At 64.9% G+C, this 19751-nt stretch carries 21 protein-coding genes and 1 pseudogene; 3 read left to right on the plus strand and 19 right to left on the minus strand.

The annotated features are described in order from the left end of the window. Positions 1–3 precede the first annotated feature (3 nt). From UP06_RS31225 to yajC, 6 genes are read right to left on the minus strand one after another with little or no spacing between them, the layout of a single operon-like run. Positions 4–1248: a threonine ammonia-lyase gene (locus tag UP06_RS31225; protein ID WP_045007513.1), complete on the minus strand. Its 1245-nt coding sequence runs from the start codon at positions 1246–1248 to the stop codon at positions 4–6. Positions 1249–1293: 45 nt separating this feature from the next. Beyond that, positions 1294–2157, minus strand: coding sequence for a phytoene/squalene synthase family protein (locus UP06_RS31230; protein WP_045007514.1), 864 nt, complete (start codon positions 2155–2157; stop codon positions 1294–1296). Beyond that, a complete protein-coding gene (locus UP06_RS31235) occupies positions 2154–2537 on the minus strand; it encodes an Mth938-like domain-containing protein (protein WP_045007515.1) in 384 nt (127 codons plus the stop codon). The genes UP06_RS31230 and UP06_RS31235 overlap by 4 nt, the downstream gene beginning before the upstream one ends. 60 nt (positions 2538–2597) lie before the next feature. Then, positions 2598–3617 carry a protein translocase subunit SecF gene (gene secF / locus UP06_RS31240; RefSeq protein WP_050032280.1) on the minus strand — a complete coding sequence of 340 codons (1020 nt, stop codon included), beginning with the start codon at positions 3615–3617 and terminating at the stop codon, positions 2598–2600. Between the two features lie 10 nt (positions 3618–3627). Beyond that, positions 3628–5226 carry a protein translocase subunit SecD gene (secD, locus tag UP06_RS31245; protein WP_045007517.1) on the minus strand — a complete coding sequence of 533 codons (1599 nt, stop codon included), beginning with the start codon at positions 5224–5226 and terminating at the stop codon, positions 3628–3630. 47 nt (positions 5227–5273) lie between these two features. Further along, positions 5274–5642: a preprotein translocase subunit YajC gene (gene yajC, locus UP06_RS31250; protein ID WP_045007518.1), complete on the minus strand. Its 369-nt coding sequence runs from the start codon at positions 5640–5642 to the stop codon at positions 5274–5276. Between the two features lie 180 nt (positions 5643–5822). On the opposite strand from yajC, the gene UP06_RS31255 reads away from it, so the two are divergent. Further along, a complete protein-coding gene (locus UP06_RS31255; RefSeq protein WP_045007519.1) occupies positions 5823–6806 on the plus strand; it encodes an ATP-binding protein in 984 nt (327 codons plus the stop codon). A 168-nt stretch (positions 6807–6974) separates the two neighbouring features. On the opposite strand, the gene UP06_RS31260 is transcribed toward UP06_RS31255, so the two are convergent. Both UP06_RS31260 and UP06_RS31265 read right to left on the minus strand, forming a co-directional pair. Further along, positions 6975–8372 carry a LysM peptidoglycan-binding domain-containing M23 family metallopeptidase gene (locus UP06_RS31260; protein ID WP_045007520.1) on the minus strand — a complete coding sequence of 466 codons (1398 nt, stop codon included), beginning with the start codon at positions 8370–8372 and terminating at the stop codon, positions 6975–6977. 109 nt (positions 8373–8481) lie between these two features. Beyond that, positions 8482–9132, minus strand: a complete 651-nt coding sequence (locus tag UP06_RS31265) for a protein-L-isoaspartate(D-aspartate) O-methyltransferase (RefSeq protein WP_156163345.1) — start codon at positions 9130–9132, stop codon at positions 8482–8484. Positions 9133–9359: 227 nt separating this feature from the next. Here UP06_RS31265 and UP06_RS31270 point away from each other — a divergent pair, with 227 nt between their 5' ends. Further along, positions 9360–9731 carry a response regulator gene (locus UP06_RS31270; RefSeq protein ID WP_045007645.1) on the plus strand — a complete coding sequence of 124 codons (372 nt, stop codon included), beginning with the start codon at positions 9360–9362 and terminating at the stop codon, positions 9729–9731. 20 nt (positions 9732–9751) lie between these two features. On the opposite strand, the gene surE is transcribed toward UP06_RS31270, so the two are convergent. Next, a complete protein-coding gene (gene surE, locus UP06_RS31275; protein ID WP_045007521.1) occupies positions 9752–10519 on the minus strand; it encodes a 5'/3'-nucleotidase SurE in 768 nt (255 codons plus the stop codon). Positions 10520–10702: 183 nt separating this feature from the next. On the opposite strand from surE, the gene UP06_RS31280 reads away from it, so the two are divergent. After that, positions 10703–11455: a hypothetical protein gene (locus tag UP06_RS31280; protein ID WP_045007522.1), complete on the plus strand. Its 753-nt coding sequence runs from the start codon at positions 10703–10705 to the stop codon at positions 11453–11455. On the opposite strand, the gene UP06_RS31285 is transcribed toward UP06_RS31280, so the two are convergent. The 10 genes and pseudogenes from UP06_RS31285 to UP06_RS42265 all read right to left on the minus strand — a co-directional run. Beyond that, positions 11456–11821: a hypothetical protein gene (locus UP06_RS31285; RefSeq protein WP_045007523.1), complete on the minus strand. Its 366-nt coding sequence runs from the start codon at positions 11819–11821 to the stop codon at positions 11456–11458. A gap of 96 nt (positions 11822–11917) precedes the next feature. Beyond that, positions 11918–13348 carry a serine--tRNA ligase gene (gene serS, locus UP06_RS31290; protein ID WP_045007524.1) on the minus strand — a complete coding sequence of 477 codons (1431 nt, stop codon included), beginning with the start codon at positions 13346–13348 and terminating at the stop codon, positions 11918–11920. Between the two features lie 197 nt (positions 13349–13545). Continuing rightward, positions 13546–14358, minus strand: coding sequence for a twin-arginine translocase subunit TatC (gene tatC / locus UP06_RS31295; RefSeq protein WP_045007525.1), 813 nt, complete (start codon positions 14356–14358; stop codon positions 13546–13548). Continuing rightward, positions 14355–14903 carry a Sec-independent protein translocase protein TatB gene (tatB, locus tag UP06_RS31300; protein ID WP_045007526.1) on the minus strand — a complete coding sequence of 183 codons (549 nt, stop codon included), beginning with the start codon at positions 14901–14903 and terminating at the stop codon, positions 14355–14357. The genes tatC and tatB overlap by 4 nt, the downstream gene beginning before the upstream one ends. An 88-nt stretch (positions 14904–14991) precedes the next feature. Beyond that, positions 14992–15225, minus strand: coding sequence for a twin-arginine translocase TatA/TatE family subunit (locus UP06_RS31305; protein ID WP_045007527.1), 234 nt, complete (start codon positions 15223–15225; stop codon positions 14992–14994). 168 nt (positions 15226–15393) lie between these two features. Next, positions 15394–16131 (minus strand): SMC-Scp complex subunit ScpB, encoded by a 738-nt coding sequence (gene scpB, locus UP06_RS31310; protein WP_045007528.1) that lies wholly within the window; start codon positions 16129–16131, stop codon positions 15394–15396. Positions 16132–16152: 21 nt separating this feature from the next. Next, positions 16153–16992, minus strand: a complete 840-nt coding sequence (locus tag UP06_RS31315) for a segregation and condensation protein A (protein WP_045007529.1) — start codon at positions 16990–16992, stop codon at positions 16153–16155. After that, positions 16989–18017, minus strand: a complete 1029-nt coding sequence (gene nagZ / locus UP06_RS31320) for a beta-N-acetylhexosaminidase (protein ID WP_045007530.1) — start codon at positions 18015–18017, stop codon at positions 16989–16991. Before nagZ ends, UP06_RS31315 begins: the two co-directional genes overlap by 4 nt. Positions 18018–18062: 45 nt before the next feature. Further along, on the minus strand, positions 18063–18892 hold an 830-nt coding region (locus tag UP06_RS42260; RefSeq protein ID WP_245305594.1), incomplete at its 5' end, for an SPOR domain-containing protein. A gap of 3 nt (positions 18893–18895) precedes the next feature. Continuing rightward, positions 18896–19623: pseudogene (locus UP06_RS42265) on the minus strand (SPOR domain-containing protein); the annotation flags it as partial. Between the last annotated feature and the right edge of the window lie 128 nt (positions 19624–19751).

Raw genomic sequence — 19751 nt, forward strand, 5'->3', positions numbered from 1 at the left:
CGCTCAGGTGCAGCGTGCGCTCAGCCCGGATGCGCCGAGCTTGGCCATGACCTCGTCGAGATGCGCGCTATCGCGGGTTTCGATGACGAGTTGCAGCAGTGTCGCCTTAGCCGGCAGATCGGAGAACGTCCGCTGGTGCGAGACCTCGATGATGTTGGCGCCGGCCTCGGCCAGCAGCGCCGCGACCGCGGCCAATTGCCCGGGCCGGTCGGGGATATCGAGCGACAATTGGGTCAGCCGGCCCTCGCGCGCAAGCTCACGCGTGAGCACCGAGGCGATCAGCCTTGTGTCGATATTGCCTCCGCTCAGGACCAGCCCGACTTTCTGGCCGGCGAAGCGCGACGGATCTGACATGACCGCCGCGAGGCCCGCGGCGCCGGCGCCCTCGACGACCGTCTTCTCGATCGAGATCAGGGTTGCGACCGCGCGCTCGAGCTCGGCTTCGTTGACGAGCGCAATGTCGTCGACGAGGTGGCGGACGATCTCGGTGGTAATCTTACCGGGCGATTTCACCGCAATGCCTTCGGCCAGCGTATCGCCACGCGCGGGCAGAGTGCCGCCGTGGATGGCGTTGTACATCGAGGGATAGAGCCAGGCCTCGACGCCCAGAATCCGCAATGATGGCTTCAAGGACTTCGCGGCTATGGCAATGCCGCTGATCAGGCCACCGCCGCCGATCGGGACGACCAGCGTATCGAGCTCCGGCACCGCCGTGAGCATCTCAAGCCCGACCGTGCCCTGCCCCGCAATGACCAGCGGATCGTCGTAAGGGTGGACGAAGATCATGTCGCGGGCCTCGCCGTGGCTTCGCGCGAACGCGGCAGCCTCCTCCAGCGTCGCGCCGGTAACGACCACCTCAGCACCGTGATGCCTGGTATTCTCGACCTTCACCATCGGTGTGCCCACGGGCATCACGATGGTGGCGGGAATGCCGAGCCGCTTGGCGTGATAGGCCACGCCCTGCGCATGGTTTCCCGCCGACATCGCGACCACGCCGCGCGCACGTTCTTCCGGCGTCAGCGCCGTGAGCCGGTTCAGCGCGCCGCGCTCCTTGAACGAGGAGGTGAATTGGAGGTTCTCGAATTTGAGCCAGATCTCGCAGCCGCAGATGTTGCTCAGCGTCCGGCTGTAGCTACAGGGCGTTTCGACCACGGCGCCCCGGATCGTAGCGGCAGCGGCATGAATGTCGCTCGGTGCGACCGGAAAGCTGCTAGGATCGGAGGATACGGTTTGGGACAACTCGGCCATAGGACAGCATAGAGCATTTGGCCGGCCCGGGCGATAAGCCGAGCGCTATTTGGTAAATTCCCGCGATCGTGAAGCCCGCCACAGCGTCCACAGCGTGCGCAACCGCGACGCCGGCTGCGGCGCGAACGGATTGCGCCTCGGCCGCGACAGGCGCTTGAGATCGGCCCGTGCCTGGCTTAGCGGCAGAAACGCGGGCCGGACCGACGGCGGCACCTCCGCGAGCACCGATATGGCCGTTGCCAAATGTTGCTGCGCCTCGCTCACGAGCTGATCCAAGACAGCCCCGAGATTGGAGCTCTCCTTACCGGCAAAGACATCTTCCATCCCGCAGTCGTGGCTATCCAGAATCTGCTGCGGCAGGAACAGTTGCCGGTGCGCTGCATCGCGCGGCAAATTAGTAATCACCTGCGCGATGCCCTGCGCCAGCCCGGCGTGCCGCGCGAGATGCTCGACGGCTTCCGAAGGCGGCGCCATGATCCGGGCTGCGAGCGTGAACAACGCCGAACAGGTCGCGGACAGATAGCCTTCGAGCGCCGTCATCGTCGGCATCGGATCGTTGTAGAGATCGAACTGGTGCTCGTCGGCGAGCAGCGACAATGGCTCGACCGGCACCTCGAAATCGCGGATCGCCCGCAGTAGCTCTGCCGCGACCGGATTGCCCTCGACGCTGCCATGGGCGTGGCCTGACAGCATGTCGGTCCACCATTGCAGGCGGATTTCGCCGGGCAAGGGCTGGCTCACCTGATCGCGGACGCGGACGATCTCGACATTGAAGGCGTAGAGCGCCAGCAGCGCGCGACGCTCGACGGCGGGCACGAACAGCGTTGCGGCATAACGCGGGAAGTCATGGCTGCGGACGAGGTCGGCGCAGAAGGCCTCATTATCGGCAACCGGCGTAGTGCTGTTCATGGCACGGCGATCAGCGCGGCCGCGACGCGACGCCGTTCGCCGATCATGATGTTGTAGGTGCGCACGGCGGGACCGGTCTGCATCGTGTCCAGCACCACTCTCACCGCCCTCAAGGCCTGTCGCAGCTCCGGCGGCGGCAGCCAGACCCCGGTTCCAGTGCCGACCAGAAGCGTGTCGATGCTGTTGGCAGCGGTGAAAACCCGCTCAAGCGAATAGCGGTCGATCCTGGCGGGATCGGTCACGTCCCAGGCCCAGATCGCGTCGGGCAGGCAGAGCAGCGAGCCCCGATGCGACATGCCCGCAAAGGCAAAGCCGCCCTTGCCATAGGCCTCAATTGGCGCCGAGCGCGGGAAATGCGGTGCGTTGGGATCGCCGGCCATGCGCTTCGTCCGAATGAGCTTACTGCCGTCGCAAACGCTTGCGAGGGCATGCGGTTCGGATCATGCCTTGTTTTTCTTCGCCGGCGTAGTCACTTCGACCGCATCCTCGCGATGCTCGCCGACGCCGAGATAGATCAGGATCGGCGCCGCGATGAAGATCGAGGTGTAGGTGCCGACCAGCACCACGCCGAACATCATGACGGCCGTGAAGCTGTGAATGGCATGCCCGCCGAACAGCAGCAGCGCCAGCAGCGCCAGTGTCACAGTGAAGTGGGTGATGATCGAGCGCGACAGCGTCGAGTTGATGGACTCGTTGAGCAGCTGCGGCATCGGCATCTTCTTGTAGCGCCGCAGCATTTCACGGATGCGGTCATAGATGACGACGGTGTCGTTGAGCGAATAGCCGAGAATGGTCAGAAGCGCGGCGATGCTGGTCAAGTCGAAATCGACCTGGCTGATCGACATGAAGCCGATCGTCAGCACGATATCGTGCACGTTGGCGATCATGGCGCCGAGCGCGAACTGCCATTCGAACCGGAACCAGAGGTAAATCAGGATCGAGACGATCGCGAGCATCAGGCCGAGCATGCCGAAGGCCAGCAACTCGCCGGAGACGCGCGGACCGACCACCTCGACGCGGCGATATTCGAAGGAATCACCGAGCGCGCCGCGGACTTTCTGCACGGCTTCCTGCTGGGCGGCATCACCGCCGGGCTGCTCCGCGACGCGGATCAGGACGTCCGCGGGACCGCCGATTTGCTGGATCTGGACTTCGCCCAGGCGCAGACCATCCAGTGTCGTGCGCATCGCTGCGATGTCGGCGGTGCCGGACTTGGCCCGCACCTCCAGCAGCGTGCCGCCGCGGAAGTCGATGCCGAAATTCAGGCCGTGGGTGAAGAATAGCGTGATGGCGACGATCGACAGCGCCGCCGAAATCGGGAAGCTGATGCGGCGGAAGCGCGTGAAATCGAAATGCGTATCGTCCGGGACGATGCGCAGCGACGGCAGCCAGCCGAACACCGAAACCACGGTGAGGACAGCAATCAGGATGCCGAGCCCGATGAGAACAATGTGAGTCACGGTCAGGCTCCTAGATCGGCACGCTCTGCGGCCGCTTCCACCGCACCCACCCAGCCACGATCAGCCGGGTCAGCGTAAAGGCGGTGAATACCGTGGTGATGATGCCGATGCCGAGCGTCACGGCGAAGCCGCGCACTGGGCCGGTGCCGATATAGAACAGCACAGCAGCGGCAATGAAGGTCGTGATGTTGGAATCGAGGATGGTCGCAAGCGCCCGCTTGAACCCGGCATCGATGGCCGAGATCGCGTTGCGGCCGCCGCGCAGCTCCTCGCGGATGCGCTCATAGATCAGCACGTTGGAATCGACCGCAATGCCGACGGTGAGCACGATGCCGGCGATGCCGGGCAGTGTCAGCGTGGCATTGAGCAGCGACAGCAGGCCGAAGATCATCGCGACGTTGATCGCCACCGCGATGTTGGCGAACACGCCGAACAACCGATAGGTCAGCAGCATGAACACGATGACCATGATCGAGCCGACATAGGCCGCAAGCTCGCCCTTCTCGATCGAGTCCTGGCCGAGGCCCGGACCGACTGTACGCTCTTCGACCACCGTGAGCGGCGCCGGCAGCGCGCCGGCGCGCATCAGGATCGCGAGATCGTTGGCGGACTGGACCGTGAAGCTGCCCGAGATCTGCCCCTGCCCGCCCGTGATGGGCTCGCGAATGACAGGTGCCGAGATCACCTCATTGTCGAGCACGATCGCAAACGGCAGACCCACGTTTTCCTGCGTAGCCTGCGCGAACTTGCGGGCGCCGGTCGAATTGAAGCGGAAGGAGACGATCGGCTCGTTGGTACGCTGGTCAAACCCGGTCTGCGCATCGTTGAGCTCGGCGCCCGAGACCAGCACCTGCTTCTTGACGACGTAAGGCACCTTCGGCGAGCTCTGGCTCATCAACAGCTCGGATTCCGGCGGCACTCCACCCCGCTGCGCCTGGTCCGGCGGCACGGAGGTGTCGACCATCCGGAATTCCATCTTCGCGGTCTTGCCGAGCAGTTCCTTCAGATGGGTCGGATCCTGAAGGCCCGGGACCTGCACCAGGATGCGGTCGTTGCCCTGGCGCTGGATCACGGGCTCGACGGTGCCAAGTTCGTTGACGCGGCGTTCGACGATCTGGATCGATTGCTCGATGGTCTTGCGCATGCGCTCGACCATCGCGGGCTGCGACAGCGCCAGGCGGATCAATCCGCCGCCGGCATCGGTCACCTCAAGGTCGCGCTGGCTGCTCGACCCGAGCAGGCCACCGATCGGCTGCGCCAGGTCACGCAGCTTGGCGAAAGCCGTCTGGAGGTCGGTGTCCTTGACCCGGACTTCGACCGTGTCGCCGCGCGTCACAAGGCCGGTATAGCCGATCTTGGCATCGCGCAGCGCGCGACGGACATCGTCGCGGACCTGGTCGAGCTTCTCTTTCTTCACGTAGGCGGAATCGACCTCGAGCAGCAGATAGGAGCCGCCCTGGAGGTCGAGGCCAAGCACCAGCCGACGCTGCGCCCAGGCCGGCCAGGTCTTGACCTGCGCCTCGGGGAAGAAGTTCGGGACCGCGCAGAGGCACACGATCAGCGCCGTCAGGATAATCCCGAGCGCCCTCCACCGCGTGAAATACAACATCGACTGGACCTGTCAGATCAGGAGATTTGAGAGACTCGCGCGGACGCTCACTTCGCCGCGGTGTCGTCCTTGGCGCTTTCCTTCGCGCTTTCTTTGGCCGGCTCGCCCTTGGCGCGCACGCCAGAGACCATCGAACGCATCTGGCGCACACGTACGCCGTCGGCGATCTCGAACTCGATCTGGTCGTCATCGACCACCTTGGTGACCTTGCCGACGAGGCCGCCCGAGGTGACGACGGTGTCGCCGCGGCGGATGTTCTTCACGAGTTCGGCATGGTCCTTCACCTTCTTCTGCTGCGGACGCAGAATCAGGAAGTACATGATCACGAAGATCAGGGCGAACGGCAGCAGCGACATCAACATGCTGTTGGTGTCGCCGGCGCCCGCAGCCTGGGCATACGCAGGAGTAATGAACATTCGGACGATCCTCGTGGAAACGGGGGAAAACCGGTCAGGCCCCTGGGGCGACCGGTTCGGTCAAATTCGCGCGGACTATAGCGGCCACCGCCCCAATTGCAACGCTGCCAGACCGTCGATTTAGCCACCTTGCGGCACGGCTTCAGGCCCGATAAGGCTGCATTCTCAGGAACTTCGGACATGCCCAGAAAACCAAGCAAAAGCCCGGCCGGCAAAGGCCCCCGTACCCCTGCCGGAAAGCCCGCCCGCGTCGCGGCAAAACGCCTCAAGGTAGCCATCAAGGCAGCCCCCATCGACCTCTCCCAGGAGCGCATCGTCCGCGCGCTGGAGACCATTGCGGCCCACCTCGCCGCCCAGGGGAAGCCGGCCGCAACGCCCGAATCGTTCGCGCAGGCGGATGCCTATGTCTGGCACCCAGACGGCCGCCTCGCCGCGGTGCCTCGGGTCAGCCGCGTCGAGCTGTTCCTTTTGAAGGGGGTCGACCGGATGCGCGACATCCTGATGGAGAACACCGAACGCTTCGCCAATGGACTGCCCGCCAACAACGCCCTGCTCTGGGGCGCGCGCGGCATGGGCAAGTCGTCACTGGTGAAGGCGGCGCACGCCAGCATCAACGCGGACCGCAAGGCCTCCGAGAAACTGAAGCTGATCGAAATCCATCGCGAGGACATCGAAAGCCTGCCCGCACTGATGGAGCAATTGCGCGCCTCGTCCTTCCGCTTCATCGTGTTCTGCGACGATCTCTCCTTCGACGGCAACGACGCCTCGTACAAATCGCTCAAGGCCGTGCTCGAAGGCGGCATCGAGGGGCGGCCCGAAAACGTCATCCTCTACGCCACCTCCAACCGCCGCCATTTGCTCGCGCGCGAGATGATCGAGAACGAGCGCTCGACCGCGATCAATCCCGGCGAAGCGGTCGAGGAGAAGGTCTCGCTGTCGGATCGCTTCGGCCTCTGGCTCGGCTTCCACCGCTGTAGCCAGGACGAATACCTCGCCATGGTGCGCGGCTATTGCAGCCATTTCGGCGTCAAGGTCGACGATGAAGCGCTCGAACGCGAAGCGCTGGAATGGTCGACCACGCGCGGCTCGCGCTCAGGCCGCGTCGCCTGGCAGTTCGTGCAGGAGCTTGCCGGACGGCTCGGCGTGAAGCTGACGGCGAAGTAGTGCTGAGAACGTCGCCACCTTCACAGGTGTCATCGCCCGCGAAAGCGGGCGATCCAGTATTCCAGAGACGGCTGTGATCAATCGAGAGGCCGCGGCGTACTGGGTCGCCCGGTCAAGCCGGGCGACGACGGCGCGTTTGTGGTGACGCCTGCTCTGCGGGCCCGCGCCTCACGCCCCGTTCAGGAATTGAAGCGGGTCAACCGGGCTCGATCCCTTACGGATCTCGAAGTGGAGCTGCGGCGACGCCACCTCCCCGGATTGACCCGACTTGGCAATGACCTGACCGCGCTTGATGGTATCGCCGCGCTTCACCATCAGCTCACTCGCATGGGCATATGCGGTGACGTAGCCGTTGGAGTGCCGAACCAGGACCAGATTGCCATAACCCTTCAGCTCGTTGCCGGAATAGGCAACGACACCGTCTTCAGCCGCCTTGACCGGCGTACCTTCGGGCACCGCGACATTGATGCCGTCATTGGACTTGCCGTTGGTCTTGGCGCCGTAGCTCGTGATCACCTTGCCACGCACCGGCCAGCGGAAGGTCGGCAGCGAGCTGGTGGTCTCCGCAGCCTTCGCCGGTGTCTCGACAGGCTTCTCTTCGATATTGGTGGTGGCCTGGGCCAGACGCGCGCTCTGCGCCGGCGCGGCAATAGAAGCCATCTTGGTTGCGGGCGCAGGCGCGGCTGCAACGGGTTGCAGCGCGGCCGCAACGGGCACGGCCGCGACAGCCGCCGGAGCAACCGGTGCTGCGAGCGCGGCGGTCCTGGCACCGGGCACGGTCAGCTTGGTGCCGAGCTTGAGTTTTGTCGACGGGTTTAGACCATTGGCGCGGGCGAGCTCGGCCGCCGAGATATGGTTCTTGCGCGCGATGCTGGCGAGCGTGTCGCCGTGATTGACGAAGTGGCTGCTCGGCGGCGCGGCCATTGCCGCAACCGGCTTCGCCACGGGCGCCATCGCGGGAGCAGCCGCGACCGGAGCCATCAGCGGCGCGGGCGCAGCAGCCGTCGCTCCGGGATGCGGGATGACCAGTTGCTGGCCGGGCGAGAGCGCGCGCGGGCCCTTGTAGCCGTTGGCGGCCATGATCGCCTGCGGCGTGACGTGATAGCGTTTGGCGAGCACGTCGAGCGTGTCGCTGGTGCCGACGATGATCTTGGTCCCGCCGGGCGGCTGGGCGGCCGCGACCGAGCGCGGCGGCACGGTGCCGGTGGTTTCAAGACGCGGCTGGGCCGGCGGCGTATAGGACCCGAGGCCACGTCCGCCTCCGGAGACGCCCCCACCCGCTGCAACCGGATAGGATTGCGGGGCTGCAACCGCTGGCGGCGGCAAGGGCTGAGACTGGTAGTAGCCGGACTGCGTCTGCGGCCGCGCATATTGCGGCAGCTCGCGCGGCGGCGGTGCCTGCTGTACCGAACCGGTCTGCTCGGACGCAAAGGGATTGGAGAAATTCGACTGGGACAGCCGCGACTGCATGTCGGCGCTACACCCAGCAAAGCTGAAGGAGATCAGCGCCAGCACCGCAACCTGCGGCACGCGGCGCGAGTAAAGCAACTCGGCGACTACAGACATGGTTACTCACTCGTACGCAACAGAACTGGTCTTTTAAGTAAACACGCGCCGAGTAAATAACGGCTTAACCCTCCCAATAAGATGTTGGCAGCACAGCCAATCCGGAGTTCTACAGCTCCCGCGCCACGCCCGGCAGCGCCGGCACGAAGCGGACCTCGACGAGTTCCTTGCGCTCGATGCCGGCCTCGCCCCGGCGGAGGCGGGTCAGCGTCTGCACGCCCTGATGCGGGCCGACTGGCGCGATCAGGATGCCACCGACCTCGAGCCGTTCGATCAGGTTCTCCGGAATCTGCTCCATCGCCGCGGTGACGATGATACGGTCGAACGGCCCGATGTTGGGGGGCAAATTGAGGCCGTCTCCCAGCATCACCTCGACATTGTGGAAGCTGAGCTTCTCAAGCCTGGCGCGCGCGGCATCCGCGAGCCTGCGGTAGCGCTCGACCGTCAGCACCTGGCCCGCCAGCCGCGACAGCACGGCGGCCTGATAGCCGGAGCCGGCGCCGATCTCTAGCACGCGGTGGCTCTTCTGGAGCTGGAGCTGCTCGGTCATGTAGGCGACGACGAAGGGTTGGCTGATGGTCTGCCCGCAAGCAATCGGCAGCGCGCTGTCGCGATAGGCGCCGTCGCGATCTCCGGCCTCGACGAACAGCTCGCGCGGCACCTCCTCCATGGTCCGCAGCACGGCCTGATCGCTAATGCCCCGGCGCCTCAGCGTGAGCTGAAACATCATCTTTTCCGGCGGATGCTGATGGGAGGTCATTGCTGTCTACGTTCGTCTCGGAGGGCTGGATCGATGGTTTGCGTCGCAACGGCCCAGGCGAGAATCTTGTTCCGGCTCAGGAACCTATGATAGCCTTCCGGCGCAGCACTTGACCACAATCGGCTCGCGACAGATTAAGCTATTTGCGGATTTGCGTTGGCCTAAACGCGCATTGCGTCGCTTGGTGTTATCTGCGAACGTTTTCCGGAATGGGCAAGGACTCGGTTATGACTGCGACAGGGCTTTCGGGCCGCTCTGTGTTCCTCGTCGAGGACGAGGTCATGATCCGGATGATGGTCGCAGATATGCTGGAAGAGCTCGGCTACAAGGTCGCGGCTGAAGCGGGCGATATCACCGAGGCGCTGCGGCTTGCACAATCGACCGAATTCGACCTCGCGATCCTCGACGTCAACGTCAACGGCAAGGTCATCTCGCCGGTTGCCGACCTGATCAAGGCGAAGGGCTGCCCCTTCATCTTCGCGACCGGCTACGGCTCGTCGGGCCTGCCCGAGCAATATCGCGACCGGCCGGCGCTTCAGAAGCCGTTCCAGCTCGATGCCCTCGGCAAGACCATCGAGGCCGCGCTGCGCGGCGGCTAGCCCTGTTTCCAAGCCGTTACTTATTTCAGCGTCACGCTTAGCGCTTCCGAAAACGCTTCGTTGGTGCGGTCGAGCCTGAGCGGCGTGACCGAGACGTAGCGCTCGCGCAGCGCTGCGAGATCGGTGCCTTCGGCAGGCGTGTCCAGCATCGCCGCGCGTTCGAAGCCGATCCAGAAGTAAGGGTTGCCGCGACCGTCCCTGCGCTCGTCGATCTTGAGGAAGCCGAGATTGCGCTTGCCCTGCCGCGTCACACGGATGCCCAGCACATCTTCCGGCGCACAGGCCGGGAAGTTGACGTTGATGACCGTGTCCTTCGGGATGCCGGCAGCAATCACCTTGCGCAGGATGTCGGGCCCGAATTTAAGCGCGGTATCCCAGAGTGGCCGCTCGCGCGTCTCGACGCTGAATTCCTGCGACAACGCGAAGGATGGGATCCCCAGAATGGTGCCTTCAAGTGCACCGGCAATGGTGCCGGAATAGACCACGTCCTCGGCAACGTTGCGGCCCTTGTTGACGCCGGACAGCACGAGGTCGGGCAGCTTGGCGCCGAGAATATGGCGCGCGCCCATGATGACGCAGTCGGTCGGCGTGCCGCGCACCGCGAAGTGCTGTGGGCCGACTTCGCGCAGGCGCAGGGGATCGTTCAGCGACAGCGAATGCGACACGCCCGACTGGTCGAGCTCAGGCGCCACCACCCAGACATCGTCGGACAGCGCGCGTGCGATCTCCTCCACGACCTTGAGGCCGGGAGCGTGGATGCCGTCGTCATTGGTGCAGAGAATACGCATGCCGGAGGTCGATTCCTGAAATGGGGTCAGGCCGTCTTATCCGGCTACGGCCGATCAGGCAAACCGGCCGAATCCGAGAATTCGGCCGGTACAAATGCACGTCTCCTTTGTGATCTAGCTCATTGCGGTGCTGCAACGCCGCATCCTATTTTTCCTGGGCATTTTCTGGCGACTGGGCACGGAATGACCCGCTTTGCAGCCGCAATCCTCCTCGGTCTCGGCCTCTGCATGGCAGGCGCCGGATGGGCGCAGGATTCGGAGCCTGCGGACCGCTGCTTTCCCTGGCAGGAGTTCCGCAACAGCGTCTGCGTCGCCAAACCGGCCCCAATTGCGCCCGCGCCGATCCTGGCAGCGCCGGAGCCAAGTCCGCTTCCCACCCCGGCCGAGAACAGCGCGACGAGCATCCCGCTCGCATGTCCGCCCAACTCCCATGTCGAGGGCGGCGCCTGCATCATCGATGCGTCCCCCGCCCCACCACGCGCGCTGATCACAATCACATGCAACGGCGGCACGGCGAGCAATGGACAATGCACCTGTCCGGCCGGCTACGAATTGATGCCGGCGGGGACGGACCCCGGCGGGACATGCGTGCGGGCCAATGCGGAGAATTGCATCGGCGGCGCGATGACAGTCGCGGGCCAGTGCCTGTGCAACGGCCAGGTCACGATGTCCGGGCAGGTCTACGATCTCGAATTCGCCAAGGGCCAATGCGTGCCGAAGCGATGCCCGCGCGATGCTCCCTGCGTCACGGCCGCAGCCAAGCCGGAGACCGACGCGTCGCCAAAATTGTCACCGGAGGAGCCGTCGCGCGACTGCGGCCGCGGCATGGTCGCGACGCGCCATGGCTGCATGCCGGCGCGGCATCGCTCGCACGCGACCGATCCGGGCACGTATTTCCGGATCACACCAAACTACCCGAGCCCAATGCACTATTAGCTAGCGGCGGATTCGCCATTGCGGCAGGAAGCGCGCGAGCTTGCCCTCCGCACGCAGCTTCATCGCCGGCACGACCGGGCTCTCGACGGGCGATGTTTCAATCACACCGAGCGCTTCGAGCTGCGCGATGATCGGAGCCGACACGGGCGTCTGCGGATGGCGGCTCCGCGCCATCGTCACGGCCTTGTCAAAATCCTCGACATTGACGCCGGGCTTGGCCCGCCGGCTCTGCACATGGGCATCGTCCCAGAGTCGCGCGACGTCGATGTCCAGCACGCCACGCAGGCGTTGATCGACGGCCTGAACGCCAGCGCCGGTCACCGCCCATTGTCTGCCGACCCAGAAGATGTCGCGGTGCAAGGCCATGAACGGTTCGTTCGCGTTGACGGGCGGCCGGTAGGATAACCGGCCGCCCGATCTTCGCAACCAAACGTTTCTGCCGCAACACCCGGCAATGGAGCGTTACTCGCGCGCGACGACCTTCAGCCCGCCCATATAGGGCTGGAGCACGTCGGGGACCGCGATCGAGCCGTCCTCCTGCTGATAGGTCTCCATCACCGCGATCAGCGCGCGGCCAACCGCCGTGCCGGAGCCGTTCAGCGTGTGCACGAAGCGCGGTTTGCCGTCCGGCCCACGCGAGCGCGCATCCATGCGGCGTGCCTGGAAATCACCGCACACCGAGCAGCTTGAGATCTCGCGGAACGCGCCGCCGCCGCCCTGCCCGGGCATCCAGACCTCGATGTCATAGGTTTTTTGCGACGAAAAACCCATGTCTCCGGTGCACAGCGTCATCACGCGGTAGTGCAGGTCGAGCTTCCGGAGCACCTGCTCGGCACACGAAAGCATCCGCTCCAGCTCGTCCTTGCTCGTCTCCGGCGTCGTAATCGAGACCAGCTCGACCTTGGTGAACTGATGCTGGCGGATCATGCCGCGGGTGTCGCGCCCGGCAGCGCCGGCTTCGGCGCGGAAGCACGGCGTCAGCGCCGTCAGCCGCATCGGCAATTGCTTCTCGTCGAGGATGGATTCGCGCGCGAGATTTGTCAGCGAGACCTCCGCCGTCGGAATGAGCCAACGACGGTCAGGATTCTGCTTGTACTCAAAGCCTAACACTTCGTGCTTTGCTTCGCGTGCAGCCTGGACGCCGTTCCCTTCGGCAAAGTCCAGGATGTGCTGCTTAGCTAGTTCGAAATTTACGTAGGCGTTCCTTATTTGATCATCCTCAGTTTCTACTCGGAATTGATCCGCGCTGAACTTAGGTAGCTGTGCAGTGCCATACATCACTTCGTCGCGAACCATGAGCGGCGGATTGATCTCGGTGTAGCCGTGCTCGTTGGTGTGCAGGTCGAGCATGAACTGGCCGATCGCGCGCTCGAGGCGCGCCAGCCCCTTCTTCAGCACGACGAAGCGCGCGCCGGAGAGTTTTGCTGCCGTTTCGAAATCCATGTAGCCGAGCGCGGTGCCGAGGTCGTCATGCAGCTTCGGCGCAAACGCGTAGTTGCGCTTGGCGCCGAAGACGTGGTGCTGGACATTGCCGTGCTCGTCGACGCCATCGGGCACTTCGTCGAACGGCAGGTTCGGGATCGCGGACAGCTCTTTCGTCAGCTCCTCGTCGGCTGCCTTGGCGGCGGCCTCGAGCTGCGGCATCGTGGTCTTGAGCTCCGCCACCTCGGCCATCAGCATGGCCGCCCGCGCATCGTCCTTCGCCTTCTTGGCGTCGCCGATCTCCTTCGAGGCGGCATTGCGCCGTGCCTGCGCCTGCTCCGAGGCCAGGATCGCCGCCCGCCGCGTCTCGTCGATCGCGAGCAGCGAAGCCGACAGCGGCTTCGATCCCCGCCGGGCGAGGCCGGCGTCAAAAGCTTGCGGATTGTCGCGGATCGATTTGATGTCGTGCATGGCCGTGGTCCTGAGGCTGGTTGCAAACTTTCAGCTTCCGAGTTGCAAGTTTGCAGATAGCGGGTCTCCCTAGCACGGCTGTCATCGCCCGCGAAAGCGGGCGATCCAGTATTCCAGAGACGGCAGTGATTCTTCGAGGGGCCGCGGCGTACTGGATTCCCCGCTTTCGCGGGGAATGACATCGGGGCGGCGGCGCCCTACTCCGCCGGATTGGCGTCCGACGACGCGTCGGTGCCGGAGGGAGCCTTCGCGGCGGCTGCCTTCTTCTCCACCATCGAGACCGCAATGATCGAACCCTCATAGAGCGCGAGCAGCGGAATCGCGAGCGAGCACTGGCTGAGCACGTCCGGCGGCGTCAGCACTGCCGCGATGATGAACGCGACGACGATAAAATAGCGTCGCTTCTCGCGCAGCATTTTCGAGGAGATGATGCCGATGCGGCCGAGCAGCGTCAGGATTACCGGAAGCTGGAAGGCAATGCCGAAGGCGAAGATCAGCGACATCATCAGCGACAGATATTCGCCGACCTTGGGCAACAGCTGGATCTGCGCGGTCTCGTCACTGCCGGCCTGCTGCATACCGAGCGAGAAGCGGACCAGCATCGGCAGCACGACGAAATAGACCAGCGCCGCGCCCAGCACGAAGAAGAACGGTGTCGCGACCAGATACGGCAGGAAGGCCTGCTTCTCCTGCTTGTAAAGGCCCGGTGCCACGAACTTGTAGATCTGCGTGGCGACGATCGGGAACGAGATGAAGCCGGCGCCGAACAGCGCGAGCTTGAGCTGCGTGATGAAATATTCCAGCAGCGCCGTGTAGATGAATTTCGAGTTCTCCGGCCCAGCGATCCACACGAACGGCCAGACCAGCACGTTGTAGATCTGCTTGGCGAAGAAGAAGCAGAAGATGAAGGCCAGGCCGAAGCCAAGCAGCGCCTTGATCAGCCGCGAACGCAGCTCGATCAAATGGTCCATCAACGGCGCCTTGCTGGCTTCGATATCGGCGTCGCTCATGACGCTTTGGCGTCCTTGATCGCCTCGGATGGCGCGGTGTCCTGGCTGACCTCGGCCGGTTCGACCTCGCGGGCGATCGCGAGCGGCTCGTTCACCGCAGCGTACGCCTCGGCTTCCACAAACGTCTCGGGCGTCGGGGCTTCCGGCGTAGTCGGTGTGGCCGGCGCTTCACTTGATGAAGTCGCCGGCGCTTCACTCGGAGTCGCTGACGCTTCGACGGCAGCGGCCGTGGTCGTCTCGGCCGGCTTGTCGAGCGCATCGACGCGGAGCGCGTCGCTGACGTCCTTCTGGAGCGAGGTCATCAAATTGTTGCCGGCAAAGCCGGACGCGGCTTCCTTGACCTCGTCAAAGCTCTTCTTGAGGTCGGCCATCTCGGCCTCGCGCATCGCTTCCTGAAACTGGCCCTGGAATTCGGCGGCCATCTTGCGGGCCTTGCCCATCCATTGACCGACCATGCGCAGCACGCCCGGCAACTCTTTCGGGCCGATGGCGACCAGGGCCACGACCCCGATCAGGACCAGTTCACTCCACCCGATGTCGAACATGACGTCTTCCGTTCACGCGAAATCACGATCGGCCCAATCCCTCACGCGCAGGATCGGGGCCACTACCCGCGTCTCGCGTGCTCCTGGCTCAGACGGCCTTGCTGCCGACGTCGGTTCGCGCCGCGGTCGGCGCAGCCGTGTGCTCGATGGACTTGGACGGCTCGGGCTTGTCGGCGACCTTGTCGTCGTCCTGCATGCCCTTCTTGAAGGCCTTGATGCCCTGTGCCACGTCGCCCATGAGATCCGAAATCTTGCCACGGCCGAACAGCAGCAGGACGACTGCGATCACCAGGATCCAGTGCCAAATGCTAAGCGAACCCATCCTGCAACCCTCCAAACACGCATGGCCGGGGACCCCGGCCGATCTTCACCGAAACCTAGGCTTCGCAGGTGTCAAAAACAAGGACCAAGGCAGCGCCAATTCGCTGTTGGCGCTACGTAATCTTGCTAGTGTTAACTGGTCGCAGGGGCCCCGTAGAAGGCGAGGTTATCAGCCCTCTTCGCCACCCTCATTGCCGCCTTCTGGCGTCTCGGGTTCGACCGCAGGCGCCAGCGCGAGATCGAGATCCTCACCCGGTTCCAGCGGATCCTCGTCCTCGCGCAGCGTCGGGTCATCCGACGGCGTGGGGACGCTGAATCCGGTCGGCAGACGTGAATCCAGCAGGCCCGTGCCCTTCAGCTCCTCGAGGCCCGGCAGATCGCCGAGTTGTTCCAGGGTGAACTGCGACAGGAAGTCCTCGGTGGTTCCGAAAGTCAGCGGACGGCCGGGCGTCTTGCGACGGCCGCGCGGCTTGATCCAGCCGGTCTCCAGGAGCACGTCGAGCGTACCCTTCGAGGTGACGACGCCGCGGATCTCCTCGATCTCGGCACGCGTCACCGGCTGGTGATAGGCGATGATCGCCAGCACTTCGATCGCCGCACGCGACAGGCGCCGGGTCTCGGTGCTCTCACGCGTCATCAGCCAGGCGAGATCGCCGGCGGTGCGGAACGTCCATTTGTTGGCGACGCGCACGAGGTTCACCCCGCGCAACGCATATTCGGCCTGCAGCTGTTCGAGCGCGGCCTTGACGTCGATGCCCTCCGGCATGCGCTTGGCCAGCGTCGCGGTATCGAGCGGCTCATTCGAAGCAAACAGCAGCGCTTCGAGCAGTCGCAATTCTTCGGGGCGCGCCTGGGATTCATTCTCCATCGGCTCGACCTCTTCTACGCGAACTTCCGCCAAAGCCATGGCAGCTTCTCCTTCTTGCACTTAGCCGACCGGCGCATCGGGCGCAGGAGCTGCGTCCGGAACCGGTTGATGGCGCCCCTTCCGGAAATAGATGGGCGCAAACGCCTCTTTCTGGTTCAGCTCCAGCTGACCTTCACGCACCAGCTCGAGCGCGGCGGCAAAGCTCGAGGCGAGCACCGTCGCGCGCTGCGTCGGATCGGCGACGTGCCGGAGCAGATAGTCGTCGAGAACGCCCCAATCATCCTGTTCGGTGATACTGCCGACCAGCCGCTCCAGCGTGGCGCGCGCCTCAGCAAGCGACCACACCGTGCGCTTGGCGAGATGCACGCTCGCCAGCACGCGCGACTGGCGCTGCGAGGCGTAGGCCGTGAGCAGGTCGTACAGCGTCGCCGTATATTTCGGATGCCTGATCTCGGCGATGTGCTCGGGCTCGCCGCGCGGAAAGATGTCGCGCAGCAATTGCTGCCTGTTCATCAGCCGGTTGGCCGCTTCGCGAATGGCTTCCAGCCGGCGCAGACGGTTGGCAAGCGCGGTCGCCATCTCCTCCGCGCTCGGACCTTCCGCACTCGGCGGCTCCGGCAGCAGCAGGCGCGACTTCAGGAAGGCGAGCCAGGCCGCCATCACGAGATAGTCTGCGGCGAGCTCGAGCCGGATCTTTCGCGCAGCTTCGATGAAGTGGAGATACTGGTCGGCCAGCGCCAGGATCGAGATCTTGGACAGGTCGACCTTCTGCTGCCGCGCCAGCGCGAGCAACAGGTCGAGCGGGCCTTCATAGCCCTCGACATCGACCACCAATGCCGGCTCGCCCTCGGCGAGCTCTGCGGGCCGCCCGGTTTCAAACGATAGGATTTCTGCGGTCATGCGGATGCCGTGCTTGCCCGTGCGATCAATGCGTCCAGTTCCGCGCGTGCGGCCGCCCGGTCGAACGGCTGCGGCGCCTTGCGCGCGGCGAGTGCGGCGTTCGCCCGCGCCAGCGCCCGGCCCGACAATTCCGGCGTCTGGCCGGCAACGTCACGCATCTCCTCGATGTTGCCGTTACAATGAAGCGCCATGTCGCAGCCGGCCGCAAAGATGGCCCGGGTCCGCTCGGCGAGGTTGCCCGCCAGCGCGTTCATCGACACGTCATCACTCATTAACAAACCCTGGAACCCGATTGCGTGGCGAATCACCTGAGCGATCATTGTCGCAGAAGTCGTCGCCGGATGGACGGGGTCGACGGCGCTAAACACAACATGTGCAGTCATCGCCATCGGCAGATCCGCGAGCGGCTTGAATGCCGCGAAATCGGTCCGGTCCAGCTCGTCCCGCGGCGTATCGACGGTCGGCAGCTTGAAATGGGTGTCGGCGGTCGCCCGGCCATGGCCGGGAATGTGCTTCAGCACCGGCAGCACGCCGCCCTGCTCCAAGCCCTCCGTGACCGCGCGGGCGATGGCCGCGACCTTGCCCGGCTCGGTGCCGTAGGCGCGGTTCCCGATCACGGCGTCAGCGCCCGCAACCGGCACGTCAGCCAGCGGCAAGCAATCCACGGTAATGCCGAGATCGGCGAGATCGGCCGCGATCAGGCGGGCGCTGAGGCGGGCTGCGGCGAGCCCGAGCGCCGAATCAGTGTCGTACAAGTTCGCGAACACGGCGCCCGGCGGATAGACCGGCCAGTGCGGCGGCCCCAGCCGCTGCACCCGTCCGCCCTCCTGATCGATCAGGATTGGCGCGTCGGCAGCATGCGCGACGCTCCGTAATTCCGCAACAAGTGCAGCAACTTGAGCCGGCGTGTCGATATTGCGCTTGAAAAGGATGAAGCCCCATGGGCGCTCAGCACGGATGAACTCCCGCTCAGCGGCGGTCAGTCCCGTTCCGGAAACGCCGGTAATGAAGGCCCGCGTGCTCATAGGGCCGATTAACCCTGCCCCGTGAGAGGGTCAAGGAATCCGCCGCTAATTCCTCTGGACGAAGCACGACGGCAGGCCAGCAGACTTCAGATTGTTGCAGGCCTGCACCGCCTCATCGGCCGAGCCAAACGGCCCCGCGAAGGCGCGGTAGACGATTCCCTTGCCCTTGTCGGTCAGATCAACCCGCTTGATCACCGGGGAGCGCGAGCCGAGGACGCTGCCATATTTGCTCTGAAGCACCCGATACGAGGCCTGCGCGCTGTCCTCGCTCTGCTGCGAGGAGACCTGCACGACAAAGCCGCCACCGGCACCGCTGCTCGCAGGTGCAAGCTGCGTCGGATTGGTCGCGGCCATCCGCTGCGGCGGCTCGGACGGCGCTGCCTGCGGTGACAACGAGAGCGGCTGGTTGGCGCTGGCATTGGCCGAGGTCGGCGGCGTACGCGGCGCGGCCGGTGCTGCGACCGGCTTCAGCGGTGCTGCCGGCTTGGTGGCCGACGGCGCGGCGACTTGCGGAGCGGTGCCGTCGGTCTGATCGCCTCTCACGGCCACAGTCTTGATCGAGCGCGGCGCGCTGTTCGGCATCGTTCCGTTGCTTGGAATCGAACCGCCAGTCGGCGGCGGAACGGTGGACGGCGAGACGCTCGCGACCGGCGGCGGGTTCGCGTTCTGGTTCAACGGCGGGAACACCACGCGGGGACCGGCCGCCTTGGTGTTGACGTCGACAGGCGCCTCCTCGCGCGGCACGATTTTCTCGCTGCCGTCACCGCTCACCATGCGGTCCGGCACCTTGGCCGAGGAGTCCGCCGGCGCCGGCACGACCTTGGTCGGCGTGTTGTCGGCCTTGATGATCGGCGGCTCGCCGCTACGGGGCGAGCNNNGAGCCGATATAGGTCTTGTAGGCGAACGCGGCGCCGGTTCCGACAACTGCGAGCGCCAGGATTGCCGCAACCGTTATCATGCCGCCGCGCGACTTCCTGGGCTCTTCGAGATCGGCCTCGGGATAGTCGCTCTGGAACGCGTAGGGATCGTCCGGATAGGCCGGCTCGCGCTGGAAATCCTGCTCGCCCGCCTCGAGCCGGCCGTAGAGCGCATCATCGTAGCGCGCCGGATCGGGCTGCTCCTGTGGCTCCTGGTAGGCCTGCTCCTGATGGTAGGCTTGGGCTTGGTGCGCCTGGTCTTGGTAAGCGTGATCCTGATAGGCCTGCGGCTGATGAAGATCAGGCTCGGGCGCCGTCGGCTGGGCCGAATAGCGATGCAACGGATGAACCGGGTTCACAGAGACGGGATAGTCAGGCTCGGGAGCGGGTGCCGGCTGCACATTGGCGCGCCGCATCCATGACGGCGGCCCGGGCTGAGGCGGCGCGGCCTGCTCGGCATAGTCCTGCTGAGAGTCGTCCTGCGGATAATCGTCTTCCTGATAGCTCTGCGTGGGTGCAGGCGCTGCCGGTGGCCGTGCACTCGGCCGGCCTTGCGCGGCGAAGGGATCAGTTTGCCCGATTAGGCGGGCGAGTTCAGCCAAGGGATCGCTTTCCGCTCTCCCATGCTGATCGCCACCGCGACCAAAGTCATCGGAAGGAAACGGTCTGTCCTGATATCGATCGGCCATCGTGATGATGCGTCCCTTCGGGAAAGCCGCGCGCCCCTCGACCAAGGCGCGGCTTTCGACCCACAAGGCTTTCAACCAAGTCTAAGCGATCCGGCTTCTGCCGGTATCCCCAAAATTCCCCTTAAGTA

Origin of the sequence: Bradyrhizobium sp. LTSP857, from assembly GCF_000938285.1 — a bacterium.
Taxonomy (GTDB): Bacteria; Pseudomonadota; Alphaproteobacteria; order Rhizobiales; family Xanthobacteraceae; genus Bradyrhizobium.